This window comes from Flavobacterium sp., from assembly GCF_017744675.1.
In the GTDB taxonomy this organism is placed as follows: Bacteria; Bacteroidota; Bacteroidia; order Flavobacteriales; family Flavobacteriaceae; genus Flavobacterium.
Genome location: NZ_JAGIAV010000007.1, coordinates 44,669 through 62,277, shown reverse-complemented (window position 1 = coordinate 62,277; position 17,609 = coordinate 44,669). Strand labels below are relative to the sequence as shown.

8 protein-coding genes are annotated in these 17,609 nt (G+C 36.3%); 5 read left to right on the top strand and 3 right to left on the bottom strand.

The features are described 5' to 3' along the window. Nucleotides 1-171 precede the first annotated feature (171 nt). From J7574_RS20665 to J7574_RS20650, 4 genes are all read left to right on the top strand, one after another. On the top strand, nucleotides 172-3,198 hold the full coding sequence (locus tag J7574_RS20665; protein ID WP_290973299.1) for a TonB-dependent receptor: 3,027 nt from the start codon (nucleotides 172-174) through the stop codon (nucleotides 3,196-3,198). A 26-nt stretch (nucleotides 3,199-3,224) separates the two neighbouring features. Further along, nucleotides 3,225-4,757 carry a RagB/SusD family nutrient uptake outer membrane protein gene (locus tag J7574_RS20660; protein WP_290973296.1) on the top strand — a complete coding sequence of 511 codons (1,533 nt, stop codon included), beginning with the start codon at nucleotides 3,225-3,227 and terminating at the stop codon, nucleotides 4,755-4,757. A gap of 190 nt (nucleotides 4,758-4,947) precedes the next feature. After that, entirely contained in the window at nucleotides 4,948-7,893 is a 2,946-nt protein-coding gene (locus J7574_RS20655; RefSeq protein WP_290973294.1) for a discoidin domain-containing protein, read from the top strand. 145 nt (nucleotides 7,894-8,038) lie between these two features. Continuing rightward, complete coding sequence (locus tag J7574_RS20650) at nucleotides 8,039-10,378, top strand: glycoside hydrolase family 95 protein (RefSeq protein WP_290973291.1); 2,340 nt, start codon at nucleotides 8,039-8,041, stop codon at nucleotides 10,376-10,378. 271 nt (nucleotides 10,379-10,649) lie between these two features. Here the strand turns inward: J7574_RS20650 and J7574_RS20645 are convergent, their stop codons facing one another. The 3 genes from J7574_RS20645 to J7574_RS20635 form a co-directional block, all read right to left on the bottom strand. Continuing rightward, a complete protein-coding gene (locus J7574_RS20645) occupies nucleotides 10,650-13,964 on the bottom strand; it encodes a DUF5107 domain-containing protein (protein WP_290973288.1) in 3,315 nt (1,104 codons plus the stop codon). Between the two features lie 18 nt (nucleotides 13,965-13,982). Next, entirely contained in the window at nucleotides 13,983-15,389 is a 1,407-nt protein-coding gene (locus tag J7574_RS20640; protein WP_290973285.1) for a sugar porter family MFS transporter, read from the bottom strand. Between the two features lie 128 nt (nucleotides 15,390-15,517). Beyond that, nucleotides 15,518-16,426 (bottom strand): AraC family transcriptional regulator, encoded by a 909-nt coding sequence (locus J7574_RS20635; RefSeq protein ID WP_290973282.1) that lies wholly within the window; start codon nucleotides 16,424-16,426, stop codon nucleotides 15,518-15,520. A 137-nt stretch (nucleotides 16,427-16,563) separates the two neighbouring features. Here J7574_RS20635 and J7574_RS20630 point away from each other — a divergent pair, with 137 nt between their 5' ends. Next, nucleotides 16,564-17,595 (top strand): aldose epimerase family protein, encoded by a 1,032-nt coding sequence (locus J7574_RS20630; protein WP_290973279.1) that lies wholly within the window; start codon nucleotides 16,564-16,566, stop codon nucleotides 17,593-17,595. Nucleotides 17,596-17,609 lie beyond the last annotated feature (14 nt).

Genomic DNA, 17,609 nt, shown 5'->3' with positions numbered 1-17,609 from the left:
GAAAAAAATAGCAAATTCTTAAACATAAATTTGGATGTAACCAAAATATTTGTATGTTTGTAATGTTGTAGTATAGTATAGTATAAGCCAATTCGTTTTCTCCTATTTCATGCTCAATAAACAAATAAAAAAACTAACTCTCTAATTTATTAACTAAAAAACCAAATTATTATGAGAATTGCAATAAGATACTTATGCTTCTTAGTAGTTATGCTGTCTGCCGGTACACTTTATTCCCAAACTATAACCGGTAAAGTTACAGATAATGAAAATTTACCTTTGCCTGGAGCAACCATTCAGGTAAGAGGTACTCAGAATTCTACAGCAACAGACATTGATGGTAGTTACAAATTAACAAACGTAAAATCTGGCTCCATACTAGAATTTAGTTTTATAGGATTTGATACGAAGACTGCTGCTGCAAGTAAATCTGAAATTAATATTTCGTTGACTCCAAGTACCCAAGAATTGACTGAAGTTATAATCGTAGGAGCCAAAATGAAAAAAGGCGATCTAACGGGGGCTGTAAGCAGTGTTTCTGGAGATAAGCTTAGAGAAGTTCCTACACCAAATGTGGTACAGGCTTTACAAGGACGTGCTTCAGGGGTATATGTGCAACAAAATGCTGTACCTGGTCAGACTGGTACAATAAGAATTAGAGGAAATAACTCTTTAAACTTTGGAGGCAACCCCATATTCGTAATCGATGGTTTGATTACCGATGGTAATTTTGAAAACATTAATCCTGACGATATTGCGAGTATGGAAGTTCTTAAAGATGCTTCTGCTACTGCATTATATGGTTCAAGAGCGGCTAACGGAGTAATCGTAATTACGACAAAAAAAGGGTCAAGATCTGGAGAAGCAAAAATACAGTATGATACTTGGACAGGCGTATCTGAATTTGCTAGAACGCTCCCATTGATGAATGGCCAGCAATTATTTGATCTAAGAGTTGATGCTTATGCGAATCGTTATATGGACGAACATCCAGGAGCTGATCGTGCTGCTTATATCAATCAAATTAAGTCAGATGGTTCGACTGTATTTGCGCCTTATGAATTGGAATCTTACAGAACGGGTAAAAGTTACAACTGGCTGGATCAGGTAACGCGTTCAGGTTTTCAAACCAATCATAATTTAAGCTTTAGCGGAGGAGGAGAAAAAGGAACTTATTTTGTGAGTTTTAATTATGTTGACCAAGAAGGTCTTTTGAAAAACTCTGATTTTAAAAGATATAATGGAAAAATTAACCTTACACAAGATCTAAAATCATGGTTGCAGTTTGGTACCAATACTACTTTTTCAAGAAGTGAGACTAATTATCAGGAAGGAAGTGCTTTTGGTGTGGCATTGGGAGCAAACCCATTATTGCCTATCGACCCTAAAGCTACTTATTTGAGATATGGTGAAGTATTTGACCAAAATTTATACAATCCGATAAAAAGTCTTGATATCATAAATTCAAGTGCTCGCAATAGACTTACAAGTAGTAATTTTTTAAGTTTAAAACCAGTAAAAGGACTTGACATCAGAACTACTCTTTCTGTAGATGTTACAGATCAGGTAAATTTTGATTATGTGCCAAGTTATACAGGACAATCGCTTAGAAATTCTATGAATGGTGAAGCGCATCATTACAGATATTCGCAATTAAATTATCAATGGGATAATACGGTAAGCTATAGCAAAGTTTTTGCTGCAAAGCATGATGTAAGCTTAATGGGAGGATTCTCTGTATTGAGTAATTCAGGTAATAGTACAGAGGTTAGAGCCCGCGGATTTGTTAGTGATGATTTGACCTATATGGCATTATCAGGTGCATACCAAAAAGATAATACACAATTAGGTTCGAACTTTACAGATTATACAAACCAATCTTATTTCGCAAGAGCCAACTATACTTTTGATGGCAAATACAATATTACAGGAACAATAAGAAGAGACGGTTCTTCTAAATTTGGTCCTAACAATAAATGGGGAACCTTTCCTTCAATAGCAGGAAGTTGGGATATTGCAAAAGAAAATTTCCTTCAAGGATTTGAAAAATTAAACCAGCTTAAGTTTCGTGTAGGTTATGGTATGGTGGGTAATCAGAATGTAGATGCTTACCGATATTTTGCCCTTTATAATGCACAAGTAAGTAATAATTCTGGAACTTACGTGTCTGATAATTACATTGATAATTTTGATTTAAGATGGGAAAAACAAAAACAGTTCAATATCGGACTAGATGCAGGTTTCTTCCAAAACAGACTGACAGCAAGTGCAAATTATTTCCATATAAATAATGATGACCTTTTAATGTTGCGTAACATGCCAGTTTCATCAGGATATAAATATAAACTGGATAATATCGGTTCTACAACAAATGAGGGTGTCGAATTAGAACTTAGCGGAGACATTATTAAAAACAAAGATTTAAGATGGAATGTTTCTGCCAATATATCATCTGCAAAAAATAAAGTTACAAAACTTTACGGAGATGCAACAGAGATATACAAATTGGGCGGTTATAGCAACAATGAGATCCAGCGTACAGGGAACTTTTTCTTAGGCAAATCGGTAAATACAGTTTATGTGTTTGAATATGATGGTATAGCGCAACAAGGAGAAGACCTTAGCAAAGTAAATTATGGAAGCCGCACTGTTCAGCCTGGAGATATTAAAATTAAAGATCGTAATGGCGATGGCGTAATAAACGACCAGGACAGGTATGTAGTTGGCGATTTGAATCCTGATTATTATGGAGGTTTTGCTACAGATCTTAATTATAAAGGTTTTGGATTAAATGCAGTATTTGCTTATTCAATAGGTGGTAAAAGACCAAGCGGTACTTACGAAAGCTATATGAACTCAGGAGGAATGAGTGCAGCGCATACAGACCTTTTAGATCGTTGGACTCCGACTAATACCAATACAGATGTGCCAAGAGCTTATTATGGAGGAGGAAGATATACTTTGGGCGAGACAGATAAGGCAATACAAGATGCTTCATTCTTGAGATTAAATGCACTTACATTATCATATACATTAAAAGACAAAGTTGCAGAAAGTGTTTTTCTTAGAAACGCAAGGTTTTATCTAACAGGATCTAATCTATTTACGATTACTAAGTATAAAGGCTATGATCCTGAAGGAGGAGATTCTTATCCAATGTCTAGAATGATAGTTATGGGATTAAATATCACTCTCTAATCGAATTAATTTTAAAAATTATTTTTATGAAAGCAAAAATTATAGCCTTTGTGGCCCTAGCTATATTATCAGGATCCTGCTCTTCAGATTTTTTGGATGAAGAGCCTAAAAGCTCACTTACAGCTGCTCAAGCCTATGGCAGTTTAGGAAAAATAGAACCTGTTCTTTTGGGAGCTATTACCAATTGGAGAAATATGCAAAAAGACCGTGCAGGGCTTTATACTTCTCTGGGTACAGACGAAGCACAGCAGGGAGCTTTGCAGGTAACTGGAGATGCAAATCAGGCAGGACTTGATTTGTACAACGGTTTTCTAAGTCAGGAGAATCAGGCAATTGGACAATTATGGAATGACAGATGGCCAGTAATTGAAGTGGCCGCTCAATCTATTAGAGCACTAGGCATTAATACGGAAGATGATAGTGCCAAACGTGATCTTTTAATGGGTGAAGCCAGCTTTTTAAGAGCAACATTAATGTTTGAGCTTACACAATATTGGGGAGAAATACCGATTAATGATAAAGCAAAATCGGCAGAATTTGGTTTAAAACGTCAGCCACTTCCTTTGGTTTATTCGTATATCGTTGCCGATTTGGAAAGAGCAGTAGAAAAACTTCCTGTAACACAAAGCAATCCTGCATTTCCTGCAAAGGGTGTCGCTCAAGCACTTTTAGGAAAAGTATATCTATATGCTCCAGAAGCATCAGGATACCGTGATTATACAAAAGCAAAACAATGGTTTGAAGCCGTTATAAAATCTGGAAAGTACAGTTTGCTACCTAATTACGCAGATGTTTTTAGTCCAGATCATGCTAATTCTCCAGAATCTTTATACGAATGGCAGTATAATAATAACTGGCCAGACAACAACCAGATACAATGGCAGACAGGTTCAAGAGTTCTGGCAAATATAGACCAGTATGCTTATTTTGGAGGTTATGACCTTATACTTCCTACGCAGTATTGTTATAAAGATAAAACGGCTGGTGGATTATGGGAAGCGGGAGATGTGCGTAAAGCAGCAAGTATCCGTTACGATTTTACATACAAAGGAATTACCCCAACCCTTCCTGCTGGTTTAGGAGGCGATGAGCTAGATCCGCACATTAAAAAATATGAAGATATTCGTGTAGATGGAAAACAATCGTTTTGGAATTCAGGAAAAAATAAAGCCTATATCAGATACTCTGACGTATTGCTTAATTACGCAGAATGTTTAAATGAATTAGGAAGCACAACAGAAGCTGAAGGATATGTGAACCAAGTTCGTACAAGAGCCTTTGGAGGAACATTACCTGACGCAATGAAATGGAGTGGTCTTTCTCAAACGCAGTTTAGAATTCAGATTCTTGACGAACGTATGCGTGAATTAGCTTTTGAAGGCTGGAGAAGAATGGATCTTATTCGTACAGGAAAATTGGTAGAGTTAGTAGGCGCTCGTAACAAATGGGCCAAACAAAACGGTACCATTGCAGCATTTCATAGCCGCTATCCTATTCCTATCGGAGAGATTAAGCTTAATGATGAGATTGGTCCAGAGGATCAAAATCCTGGATATTAATATCTAAAAAAGTTTAATAGTAATTTTTTATTTTTTGGTCATGTGATTTGGTTAATGTCACAGTTTTGATTTGTAATGCCATTTTGGGTATAGGTGTAGTAACAGTACTGAGCTTTTCTGTTAGAAACTGAGCCCAAAATGGCATTCTTATTTTAATAAATTACAATTTTATAATCATTCAAATAACAGTATGAAATTCTATACTATTCAGTTTTATCTCTATTTATTTGTTTTAAACGCCTTATCGTTCAATTTTTATGCTCAAAATAGAGTAGGCTTAAATTCTTCTGATATTACTTGGAAACTAAAACCCCAAGCAGAAATCGGAAAAGACAGCAGTAAAATATTTACTTCAAATTATTCAGACGCCGACTGGGTAAAAGCGGTTGTTCCGGGAACAGTTTTTAATTCCTATGTTGTAAGCGGATTAGAAAAAGATCCCAATTTCGGCGATAATATTTATCAAGTCGACAAATCGAAATACGACCGCAGTTTCTGGTATCGAACAGAATTTACCATTCCCGAAAACTTCACTAAAGAAATAATCTGGCTCAACTTTGAAGGAATAAATCGCGAAGGGGAAATTTACCTTAACGGAAAAAAAATCGCAGTTTTAAGCGGTATGATGCAGCGCGGAAAATTTGATATTACAAAATTGGTGCATCGCAAAGCAAAAAACGTATTAAATATTCTGGTAAGCATTCCGAAACAGCCTTTAAACAATTACGGAAGCCCAACGTATATTTCAAGTGCCGGTTGGGATTGGATGCCGTACGTTCCGGGATTAAATTCAGGAATTACAGATGATGTTTTCTTAAGCAACACCGATAAAGTAACGATTGCAGATCCGTGGGTTCATACCAGTTTGCCAACAAACGCCCGTGCCGATCTTGAAGTAAAAGTAGATCTTAAAAATTCATCAGCACAAAATCAGGAAGGTGTACTTACGGGAGTTATCATGCCAGGAAATATCACTTTCTCTAAAAAAATCAGCCTTGATGCTGACGGAATCACAAATGTAAAATTGACTAAAGAGCAGTTTCCAGAACTGTCTATTCAAAACCCTAAATTATGGTGGCCAAATGGTTATGGCGATCCTAATTTATATACTTGTGAGTTTACATTTAAAGTTGGCAATGTCGTTTCTGATAGCCAGAAAATAACTTTTGGAATTAAAAAATATACTTACGATACAGAAGGTGGCGTGCTCCATATTTCCATTAACGGAAAACGTGTTTTCTTAAAAGGAGGAAATTGGGGAATGAGCGAATACATGCTGCGATGCAGAGGCGAAGAATACGATTTGAAGGTTAGGCTTCATAAAGAGATGAATTACAATATCATTCGCAACTGGTTAGGTTCAACTACAGACGACGAATTTTATCAAGCCTGCGATAAATACGGTATTATGGTTTGGGACGATTTTTGGTTAAATGCCAATCCAAATCTGCCATTAGATATTCATGTTTTCAACAGTAATGTAATCGAGAAAATAAAACGCGTTAGAAACCACGCCAGTATTGCACTTTGGTGCGGAAATAACGAAGGTCTTCCACAGCCTCCATTAAACGGTTGGATTGCCGAAAACATCAAAACATTCGACAATAATGATCGTTATTATCAGCCATGTTCCAACACAGGAAATTTAAGCGGAAGCGGGCTTTGGGGAAATAAAGATCCAAGATTTTATTTTACAAAATATCCAGAACCTTATCAAGGCACAGGCGATGGGCCAAGCTGGGGACTGCGTTCTGAAATTGGAACAGCTGTTTTTCCTAACATCGAAAGCTTTAAGAAATTTATTCCTGAAAAAGATTGGTGGCCAAGAAATGAGATGTGGGACAAACATTTCTTTGGGCAAAAAGCATTCAACGCTGCTCCAGACAATTACGACAAAAGCATAACCGAACGTTACGGTAAACCAAATAATCTCGAAGAATACACAACAAAAGCCCAATTATTAAACATTGAAACCAACAAAGCCATGTACGAAGGCTGGCTGGACCACATGTGGGAAGACGCTTCGGGAATCATGATCTGGATGAGCCAGTCGTCTTATCCAAGTATGGTTTGGCAGACTTACGATTATTATTATGATTTAACAGGAGCCTATTGGGGCGTAAAATCGGCTTGTGAACCTTTGCACATTCAATGGAATCCTGTGAACAATTCGGTTAAAGTGATTAATGCCACAGGAACCGATTTTAAAAACCTAAATGCAGAAGCTGTTGTTTATAATTTAGATGGAAAACCAGTAAATAAGTTCAAACAAAATGCAGTTGTAGATGCATATTCGAATACCGCAACAGAAAGTTTTGTTATTCCGTTTTACTCGAATCAGAAAGATTTGGCTTTTCAAAAGAATGTTACGGCATCTTCGACAGACGGAGGAAATGTAAAAGATATTACAGACGGCGATTCTAATACCAGATGGGCAAGTAATTCAACAGATGACGAATGGATTTACGTAGATCTTGAAAATGAATATGTGATCAATCGCGTAACTTTAAATTGGGAAAATGCTTTCGGAAAAGAATATAAAATCCAAATCAGTTCAGATGCAAAAAACTGGACAGATGCAAGTGTAATAAAAGACGGAAAACAAGGGCTTCAAAATATAGCATTTGACGAAGTAAAAGGACGTTACGTTCGAATGTTAGGTATAAAACGAGGTTCTGGTTGGGGATATTCTTTATACGATTTTCAAGTTTTTGGAGCAGAAAACAATACCGATACTTCAGATTTAAGTCCGGTGCATTTTATTCGCTTAAAGCTAAAAGATACGCAGAATAAACTAATCAGCGAGAATTTTTATTGGAGAGGAACCAATATGAAAGACTTTACAGCATTAAACAAACTGCCAAAAGCCAACGTAAATGTGACTTCAAAAGTCGTAAAACAAAACGGAAAATATAGGATAAAAGCTAAAGTTTCAAGTCCGTCAGGAATTGCATTCGGAATTCAGATGCAAGCTTTAAATGACAAATCAGGAACTCAGATATTACCTGCAATTGCATCCGACAGCTATTTTACTTTACTAAAAGGAGAAAGCAAAGAAGTTACAATTGAGTTTGAGGAATCGGCTGTCAAAAACGGAGAAAAACCAGTAATAAAAGTGACTCCATATAATAAATAATCGATTTTTTCGAAACAAACCTAATAGGTTTTAAAAACCTGTTAGGTTTACTTTAAAGAATAAATATAATTTGCCACAGATAAAAAATCATTGTAATCCTTTTATCCCGATAGCTATCGGGAGTGGCTAAAAACAACAAACAATTATGAATATCAAACAAATTAAAGCACTACTTTTTATACTATTGCCATTATTAGGCTATTCGCAAAGTAATCCGTTAGAGTTATGGTATACCAAACCAGCAGCTCAATGGGAAGAAACACTGCCTTTAGGAAATGGCAGATTAGGTCTTATGCCTGATGGCGGAATTGCAACCGAGAAATTAGTTCTAAACGAAATTACTTTATGGAGCGGATCTCCGCAAGATGCCAATAATTATAAAGCCTACAGTTTTTTGCCTCAAATTAGAGAATTGTTATTAGCGAATAAAAATAAAGAAGCTCAAAAATTAATTGATGAGAATTTTATCTGTAAAGGAGCAGGTTCTGGAAGCGGAAATGGAGCCGATGTGCCATTTGGTGCCTATCAGGTTTTGGGAGATATGACATTGAATTTTGATTACAAAACCAAATCAAAAGCTCAAAATTATACTAGAAATTTAGACCTCCAGACTGCGGTAGCAGCAACTCAATTTACGATCGACGGTGTAACCTACAAACGTGAATATTTTACAGGATTTGGTGATGATGCTTCTTTTATAAGACTGACCTCAAGTAAAAAAGGGAAGCTGAATTTTACTGTTCAGCTGAGAAGACCAGAGCGTTTTAAAACAGAGAATGGCACTGATAATTCGCTAGTAATGACCGGTCAGTTGAATAACGGAACTGATGGAAAAGGAATGAAGTATGAAGTAAAGGTAAAAGCCCAAACAACAGATGGAAATGCAGTCTATGCTAATAGTGCAATTGAAATAAAAAATGCAACAGAAGTAGTTTTATTAATTTCTGCGGGAACAGATTATAAAGATAAAAACTTCGAATCTTCGGTAGATAAAATTTTAGAAGCAGCAATGCAGAAGAAATATCAGGATCAGAAGAAAAAGCATATTGAGAATTACCAAAAGTTGTTCAATCGTGTGACTTTGAATTTAGGAAAACCAGCGCAAAAAACATTGCCTACAAACGAGCGTTTAGATGCTTTTATTAAGCAGTCAGATTCAGATACAGCGCTTCCGGTTTTATTTTACCAATACGGGCGTTATTTGAGCATAAGCAGCACCAGATTAGGATTGCTGCCGCCAAACTTACAGGGATTATGGGCGAAAGACGTACAAACGCCTTGGAACTCAGATTATCATTTGGATGTAAATGTTCAGATGAATCATTGGGCATTAGAAACAGCCAATTTATCAGAATTAATTCTTCCTTTAAAAGATTTGACTAAAGCGATTGTGCCGAATGGAGAAAAAACAGCCAAAGCCTATTACAATGCTGATGGTTGGGTAGCACACGTAATTACCAATGTATGGGGCTTTACAGAACCAGGAGAAAGTGCTTCTTGGGGAATCACAAAATCAGGATCAGGATGGTTGTGTAATAATTTATGGAGTCATTATCTCTACACAAACGACCAAGCTTATTTGGCAGAAATTTATCCAGTTTTAAAAGGAGCAGCACAATTTTATAAAAGCATGCTGGTAAAAGATCCAGAAACAGGGTGGTTGGTAACTTCACCATCTGTATCTCCAGAAAATTCATTTTTGCTTCCAAATGGAGATGCGTCTCATGTTTGTATGGGACCTACAATCGACAATCAGATTATTCGCGAATTATTTAATAATGTTATAATCGCGTCAAAAAAACTTGGATTGGATAATGATTTGAGCGCTGAACTAGAGAAACAGCTAAAATTATTACCGCCACCAGGAGTTGTTAGCCCTGACGGAAGAATCATGGAATGGTTAAAAGATTATAAAGAAGAAGATCCTCAGCACCGTCATATTTCTCATTTGTATGGATTATATCCAGGATCTTTGATTACTCCAGAAAACAAACCTGAACTTGTAGACGCAATTAAAAAAACGCTTGAAGTAAGAGGAGATGATGGAACAAGCTGGTCAATTGCATACAAAATGCTATTTTGGGCTCGTTTAAAAGATGGAAACAGAGCTTATAAATTATTTAAGACAATACTTAGACAAACACATGATACCAATATTAATTATGGTCCTGGAGGTGGTGTGTATGCAAACTTACTTTCTGCCGGTCCGCCTTTTCAAATTGATGGAAACTTTGGAGCCACAGCAGGAATTGGTGAAATGCTGATACAAAGCCACGCTGGATTTATAGAATTATTGCCTGCAATGCCAGATGCTTGGTTAAAAGAAGGCGAAGTGAAAGGATTAAAAGCAGAAGGTAATTTTACCATAAACATGAAATGGAAAAATGGTAAAGTAATACAGTATGAAATACTATCGCCATCATCTGAAAAAGTAAAAATTAAAGTGAATGGAGAACTAAAAGAAATTACTTCTTCTAAATTGTAATTTTTATTATTCAATAATATATTATTATCAATAAAATTAAGTCAGATTCTAAATCAATTGCCTCCAGATTTAGCTGGAGGTTATAGAAATTAGATTGAAATAGGCTTTAGCCAAATATTATTATTTTGGCTAAAGCCCAATCTTAATAGATTCTTTTAAACCTCCAGCTGAAGCTGGAATTGAAATAAATCTGTTGCTATTTGCCTAAAAAAAACAAGACCCGACAATCTTTTAAGGCTGTCGGGTCTACTACTTAAATTACTAATACTACTTAAACAAAAACGGATTCTTCATTTTTTAACAAAGACAGATGTATCGTAACGCCTGAATGGCTTTTTTCTTCCTCAAGAACAGCCTTAAAAGTTTCTTCGGCTTCTGTTTTTTTATCAAGACCTAAAAGTCCTAATCCCTGCATATACAAACAGTGAATTTTGTTTCGTTTGTCCAGATCATCTTCCCAAATCATAAGATCAGGAAGCGAAACTGCAAAATAATCAATCGTCACATGATCGTTTACGTGTTTCTTAGCGTAAGCAACAAGCTTTTCAAAACGTTTATTCGCTTCAGCAAAATCATTTAATTTTAGGAAAGACAATCCTTGATAGAAAATTTTATCCGGCTGTTGGTCATTGTAAAAAATAGCTGCCGTTGGTTCTTCTAAACCTTGTGTCGCTTTTTTCCACCAATTATGAGCCTGTTCCAGATCGTTTTTCTTTTCATAAGCCACACCAAGCCAGTAATGAATATCATTTTCTTGTGCGCCTGGCAGTTTTCCTTCGCCTAAATTGTCAGGATAAATTTGTGCTTGTTCTAAAAGTGTTATGGCTTTATCGTAATTTCCTTGTGTAATTTCCTGTTTGGCAATTTCAGTTAAAGAAATCAAATATTGGCCGCTTACTTTTCCTTCGCCGCCTTCCCAAGGATGGAAAATTCGATTTTGTAATAACGTAAGTGCTTTATCGTGTTTTCCTAAAAGATTGTACAAAGCAACTCTTTCCAAATAGACATCATCTCTTTGAATAACCAACTCTAAATGTTTTTCTAAGAAAGCCAGTCTGAAAACCAAATCTCTGTTCAAACGTTTGTACAACTGATCTAATTCCATTAGAATTCGAGCGTCTTCCAAATCCAATGAAAAGGCTTTTTCAAGACTTGCCAATGCTTTTTGCTCGTCGTTTAATTTGTTATAATAAGCCAATGAAAGATTACGGTGTACAGTTGGGAAGCTATCATCAATTGAAACCGATTTTTCCCAACACGAAATCGCATCTTCATAAAATTTTGACGCATACCAGAAGTTTCCTAAATAATACAACGCTTTTGCATCGTTAGTCTGCTTCTGAATAACTTCTGAAAGCACCAAAGCAGCTTCAATCTGATTTGGGAAACAATAATCAGGTTTTGCCTGAGAAGCCATTTTGAAACACTTTTCGGCTTGACCGAAATCATGCAATTTTTCATAAAATGAACCCGCAAAATACCAAGCCATCGGGTAGGTGTTTTCATCTTTCAAACCTTCATTTAATAAGGCAGAAGCTTCTTGATACAAACCTGCAGCATTGTAATCTAAAGCATATTCGATATACGTATGAATATTGTTTCGGATAAGTGCATTTAAATACACTAAATCTTGTCTATCATTACTTAAAAGATACTTTTCGAAAAGCAATCCGAAATTGAAAGAATCATTTTCTAGATAAGCATTAGCAAGTTGCAGCGCTTTTTCTTTTTGATTTAATTTTCTAAGGAAAGCTACCTTCAGATGCAAGGCTTTATGATCTTCTGTATTTTTAGAAATCGCTTTTTTAATATGAATTAAAGCCGAATCAAAATCACCTTTTAAAGCATCAAGCTGCGCCACATAAAAATAGCCCTGATTTTGCAACGCCGCATTCCAGGTTGATTTGTAAAAAGCATCGTAAGCTTCTTCATTTTTATTCTGATATTTAAGCGACAGTCCTAAATTGAAATACGCCTTGCCATCATACGGATTTGGATTTCGCTGTGTCAGCGTTTTAATAGCGGCTCTAAAATACGGTTCGCTTTCTGCAAATTTAGCTCGGCGCATCAGCCATAATCCCATCGCATTATTGGCGCGAACATCGCCAGAATCACGTTTAAGCGCTTCTTTGTAATACGGAATCGGACTATAAGTCGCGTGTCTGTATTGCTCTAAATGCTGTGCTGTCAGGAATAATTGTTCGTTATTTTCGATATCCTGAGGCGCGAGTGCAGGTTTTGCCGCTTCTGGAATTTCATCTTCGTTTTGAGCTTCGTAATTCCAATCTACTAAAATTTTGTTGTCTGCATCTGTTACACTGATTGACAAGCCTTCTAAACCTGATGAGGTGTTGAAATCAATTGTTTCTTCAAAAGAATTGTATGGCGATGCATCATATTGCTTTTGGAATAAAACGGCACCATTATTTTTTAAAGTAACAGTCGTTTTCGGATAAACTCCAGTTGTATATGCTTTGATAACTAATTTATCACCGATGTTTTCTAAATTGACCATCGCATTTTTGGTTGCATTTTTCACTACTCCCAAATCACGATATGGCATAAAATACTGCGTAAAATCTTTTTGCTCGCCTGGCATAATCCAAGTAAAATCAGGCTGGTTATCTGTGTAAACACCGCACATTAATTCGATATACGGACCATCTTCATCCGTAAGGTTGCGATCCCACGCGCGCCCGAAATCGCCGTGTCCCCAAGTCCATTGTTTTTTTCCAGGAGAAACATGATGATTGGCAACGTGCAGTAATCCGCCTTTGGAATCATTTTCGTATCCGCCCACAAAATTATATTTGGAAGCAATAGCCATATAGGAAGTCGGAACCGGAATGTTTTTATAACGGGAAATATCTGTTCCAGGCGAATAATCGACTTTGTAATAGGTTCCTTTTGCAATCGGGAAAGAAGAAACATCGCGTTTTCCGTGATCAAAAACAGCATTTACATCAGGCGGAAAAACAGACTGATAATCATCATTTACTTTCACAGCGGGATTTGCCCACCATAAAAAAGTTTGCGGAAACGAAGTCCTGTTGTATAACTGTGCTTTAATTTCTAGATACGCTTTATCAGGATATAGTCTGAAACCGGCCATTCCTTTGGTTCTAAACATACGCTCGACTTCACTGCACCAAACTGTTGCGCTTCCGTCTTCATGTTCTTCAATTGTAAAATCTACAGGATCAAAAGTAGTAGGTCTGTGGTGCTGAGGCCAGTTAAATTCGATTCCACCCGAAATCCACGGACCTGTAAGTCCTACCAAAGCCGGTTTTACAACCTGATTGTAGTAAACAAAATGGCGGTTCTTGGTTTTATCATAAGCCATATGAACTCTTCCGCCAAGTTCAGGCAGAATCATTATTTTAATGAACTCATTTTCAAGATATACGGCTTGATATTCTTTGTCGGTTTTTTCATCCGCTATTTTCTCAATAACTGGATAAGGATATACCGATCCGTTACTTCCCTGATACACTCTTTTCTCAATAAATACAGGATTTTTTTCAGGTTTGCCCACCTCATAAGTTGGCAGGATAATTTTTTCCTTCCAAACATTTACTTTTTGCATGATGTAATGAAATTTAAATTATTGAATATGTTTTGATTGATCAGAAGCCATAAGCTCCTCAATCTCTTCAAGACTTTTGTTTTTTGTTTCAGGAAGTTTTCTGAATACAAATAAAAACCCTAAGGCACAGATGATTCCATACAGCCAGAAAGTGCCTGATGTGCCCAGATAGTTGTTGAAAATTGGAAAGGTCTGCACTAGTAATGCAGAAGCAATCCAGAGTGCAAAAGTGGCAATAGACATCGCTACACCTCTAATTCGGTTAGGGAAAATTTCAGATAAAATAACCCAAGTAATAGGAGCCAGGGACATTGCGTAAATAGCAATCGCCAATAACACCAATAGCAATAATGGGAAACCAGTAACATTGGTATAATAAAAGTAGCCTAGTAAAGCGTAGATTACGGCAAGTGCTCCCGAGCCAAACAACATTAGTTTTTTACGCCCTAGTTTGTCTACAGTTCCCATAGCAACCAGAGTGAAAACCAAGTTAATGCTTCCTGTTATGACAATATTCATAAACAAATCGTTGATGCTGTAACCAGCCGAAACAAAGATTTCCTGAGCATAATTGAAAATGATATTAATGCCGCACCATTGCTGGAAAGCAGCCAATACAATTCCGATAATTAAAATTGAAAATGCTTTTTTGTCGAATAATATTTTGAAATCGGTTTTTTCGCTTTCGTGTGTAAAAGTTTCTCTAATTTTTGAAAGTTCTTGTTTAGCATAATCAATTCCTCCAATCTTGGCAAGAGTATCTTCTGCCGAATTTTGATTGTCTTTTTTAGCCAAATATCTCGGACTTTCCGGAATTAGGAACATTAATAAAAAGAAAAGCACTGCAGGAAAAAATCCTGCCCAAAACATCCATCGCCATCCAGTTTGTCCGTTCCAGGAAGCTAGGATTTGTTCATGAGAATAACCAGTCGGAATCACTTCTGTAATTAGCATATTAGTAATCTGCGCGGCAAGAATTCCAATAACTACGGTAAGCTGGTTTATAGATACAAAAAGTCCTCGGGTTTCTTGAGGAGCGATTTCGGCAATGTATAAAGGCGAAATAGTAGAGGCGACTCCAATTCCGATTCCTCCGATAATACGCCAGATAATAAAGATATTGAACGTTTCTGAAGCTCCTGTTCCAATTGCCGATAAGGAGAATAATACGGCAGCGGCGATCAACAGAGGACGTCTTCCGTAAGTGTCGGCCAGTTTTCCTGCAACAGCCGCACCCGCCACACAGCCAACAAGAGCACTGCTCATTGCCCAGCCTTGAAGTGCTGGAGAATCTGAAATGCCAAAGTAAATTTCGTAAAATGGTTTTGCTCCGCCAATAACAACCCAGTCGTAACCAAAGAGTAAACCACCCAATGCTGCAACCAGACTAATTGATAGTAAAAAGGTATAATTGTAATTTTTCATAAAAAGGTTTTAATAGCTTTTGTAAAATTAGCGGAAGAGCAACCTTTGATTTATGGATATTTTTTTTGAATAGATGGATTATAATCTGATTTTTTGATGCGCTGTTTTAAAATGCGAAAACAATTGCGTTACTGCTTGTATTCTGTTCGGTATTGAATGGGAGAGGTACTCATTATTTTCTTGAATAAACGGGAGAAATATAACGGATCATTGAAACCTAAATTAAAACTGATTTCTTTGATGCTCATAGTAGTAAAACTAAGGTATTGGCAGGCTTTCTGCATTTTTAGATAATTGAAATAATGTATAGGAGAATAACCTGTCTGTTTCTTAAATAAGGTGAAAAAATGCGAGGAGGAATAATTGAAATAAGCAGCAACATCGTTTATTTTTAACGAAAGTTCGAGATGCTTTTTCATATAATCAATAGCCGACTCAATAGTATTATCCTCTGAAAATTTTCGGTTTTTTTGAATGAAAAATTTCTCATATAGAAAGGTATTCAATAACTGCCATAACGAAAGATTTGCAAATTCGAGATTACTGGAGCTGTAGCCGTCTTCCATAACGTCTAATATGTTGTCAAATAATTCAATACGCCTTTCTTCAAGAGATAACTGCGGTGCTGAATCTGGATATTCTGTTATGAATTTTTCGTAAAAATAAGATGCCTGAGATCCAGTAAAATGAATCCAATAAATACTCCACGGATTTTGCTTTAAAGCGTAATAATCATGTGCAACTTCTGGTGGAATAATATAAAAGGTATTGGCTTTGAGGGTAATGGTTTTGTTTTCTCTGCTGATAATGCCTTCTCCTTTATAACAATAAATCAGAATGTACTGTTTGCTTCCGTGTTTTCGTTTCATGGAATGATGGCTGGCATTAGGAAAAACACCAATATCGGTAAAATACAAACCAGAAATTAGCGGATTCTTTTTGATGTTAGAAAGTATGTTTTTAGGAATCACAATCATGCGCTGTCCTAAAAAACCTTCTTTGACTTTTATTTTTTCCTTCTGCGATGCGTTTTTCATTTTCCAGAATCTTGTTTTTCAAATATCATAATTTAATCCATGCTTTCAAAAAAAATGTCCATTTTAAGCACAATTATCAAAAGTAAATTTGAAATTCTAATCTAACTTAAAACTTTTCTAGCCTTTTTTAAACCAATATGAATTCTACCAATATAATTGCATACGAGTCTTTTGGCTGGCATGCAGAGCAGGAAATTTTCAAATTTACAATTACAAACAGCCAAGGAAATTATGTAGAGCTTTTAAATTATGGTGCCATAGTAAAATCCATAATGATGCCGGATAAAAACGGAAAGAAAGAAAATGTGGTTTTAGGTTTTCCTACTTTAGAAGGGTACGTAGAAGACAAGGCTTATATTGGGGCGACTGTCGGACGTTTTGCCAACCGAATAGATAATGCTTCGTTTTCTATTCGAAATAAAACCTATTATCTGGATAAAAACGACGGAAAGAATAACAATCACAGCGGTTTGGCAGGATTTAATTCTAAAGTATTCGATTTTAAGATAGAAGAAGATGCTGTGATTTTTTCACTTGAAAGCAGGAGTGGGGAAGGTGGTTTTCCAGGCGATGTAGATCTAAAAGTAATCTACAAATGGACCGATCAAAACGAACTGAAAATTCAGTTTTTGGCGGAAGCCAGCGAATTGACGCCGCTGAATTTTACCAATCATTCGTATTTCAATTTATCTGCCTGCAAAGACAAAATCCACAATCATAAATTAACTATTCAGGGATCAAAAATCCTGGAAAGTACGGCCGATTATATTCCGACAGGAAAAATAATATTAGCTGATGAACATTTGTTTCTGAATGATAAACTCGCTGCTATAATGCAGAACAAAGGGCTAAATCTCTATTATATTTTTGATAGAAGTAAAGTCGATGAAAAACCTGTCTGCGAATTGATGGAAGAAAAATCAGGAAGAGTAATGCGAGTTTATACTTCGTATCCGGGAGTGCAGCTTTACACAGGAGATTATTTGGATAGCAGCGTAATTGGCGAGCATTCGAAATTGTACCAATCTTTTGACGGACTTTGTTTAGAATGCCAATATTATCCTGATAGTCCAAACCACGAACATTTTCCTAATACCCTGTTTGGAGCAGGTCAAATCTACGATGAAACCATTATTTATGCTTTTGATATAGCAGCTAACAAAATGTAACTATCACCTTTAAA

Bases quoted from the DNA above. Each gene is read 5' to 3' on its own strand.
- J7574_RS20660 (WP_290973296.1), top strand. From the start codon at position 3,225: ATGAAAGCAAAAATTATAGCCTTTGTGGCCCTAGCTATATTATCAGGA.
- J7574_RS20630 (WP_290973279.1), top strand. From the start codon at position 16,564: ATGAATTCTACCAATATAATTGCATACGAGTCTTTTGGCTGGCATGCA.
- J7574_RS20650 (WP_290973291.1), top strand. From the start codon at position 8,039: ATGAATATCAAACAAATTAAAGCACTACTTTTTATACTATTGCCATTA.
- J7574_RS20640 (WP_290973285.1), bottom strand. From the start codon at position 15,389: ATGAAAAATTACAATTATACCTTTTTACTATCAATTAGTCTGGTTGCA.
- J7574_RS20635 (WP_290973282.1), bottom strand. From the start codon at position 16,426: ATGAAAAACGCATCGCAGAAGGAAAAAATAAAAGTCAAAGAAGGTTTT.
- J7574_RS20645 (WP_290973288.1), bottom strand. From the start codon at position 13,964: ATGCAAAAAGTAAATGTTTGGAAGGAAAAAATTATCCTGCCAACTTAT.
- J7574_RS20655 (WP_290973294.1), top strand. From the start codon at position 4,948: ATGAAATTCTATACTATTCAGTTTTATCTCTATTTATTTGTTTTAAAC.
- J7574_RS20665 (WP_290973299.1), top strand. From the start codon at position 172: ATGAGAATTGCAATAAGATACTTATGCTTCTTAGTAGTTATGCTGTCT.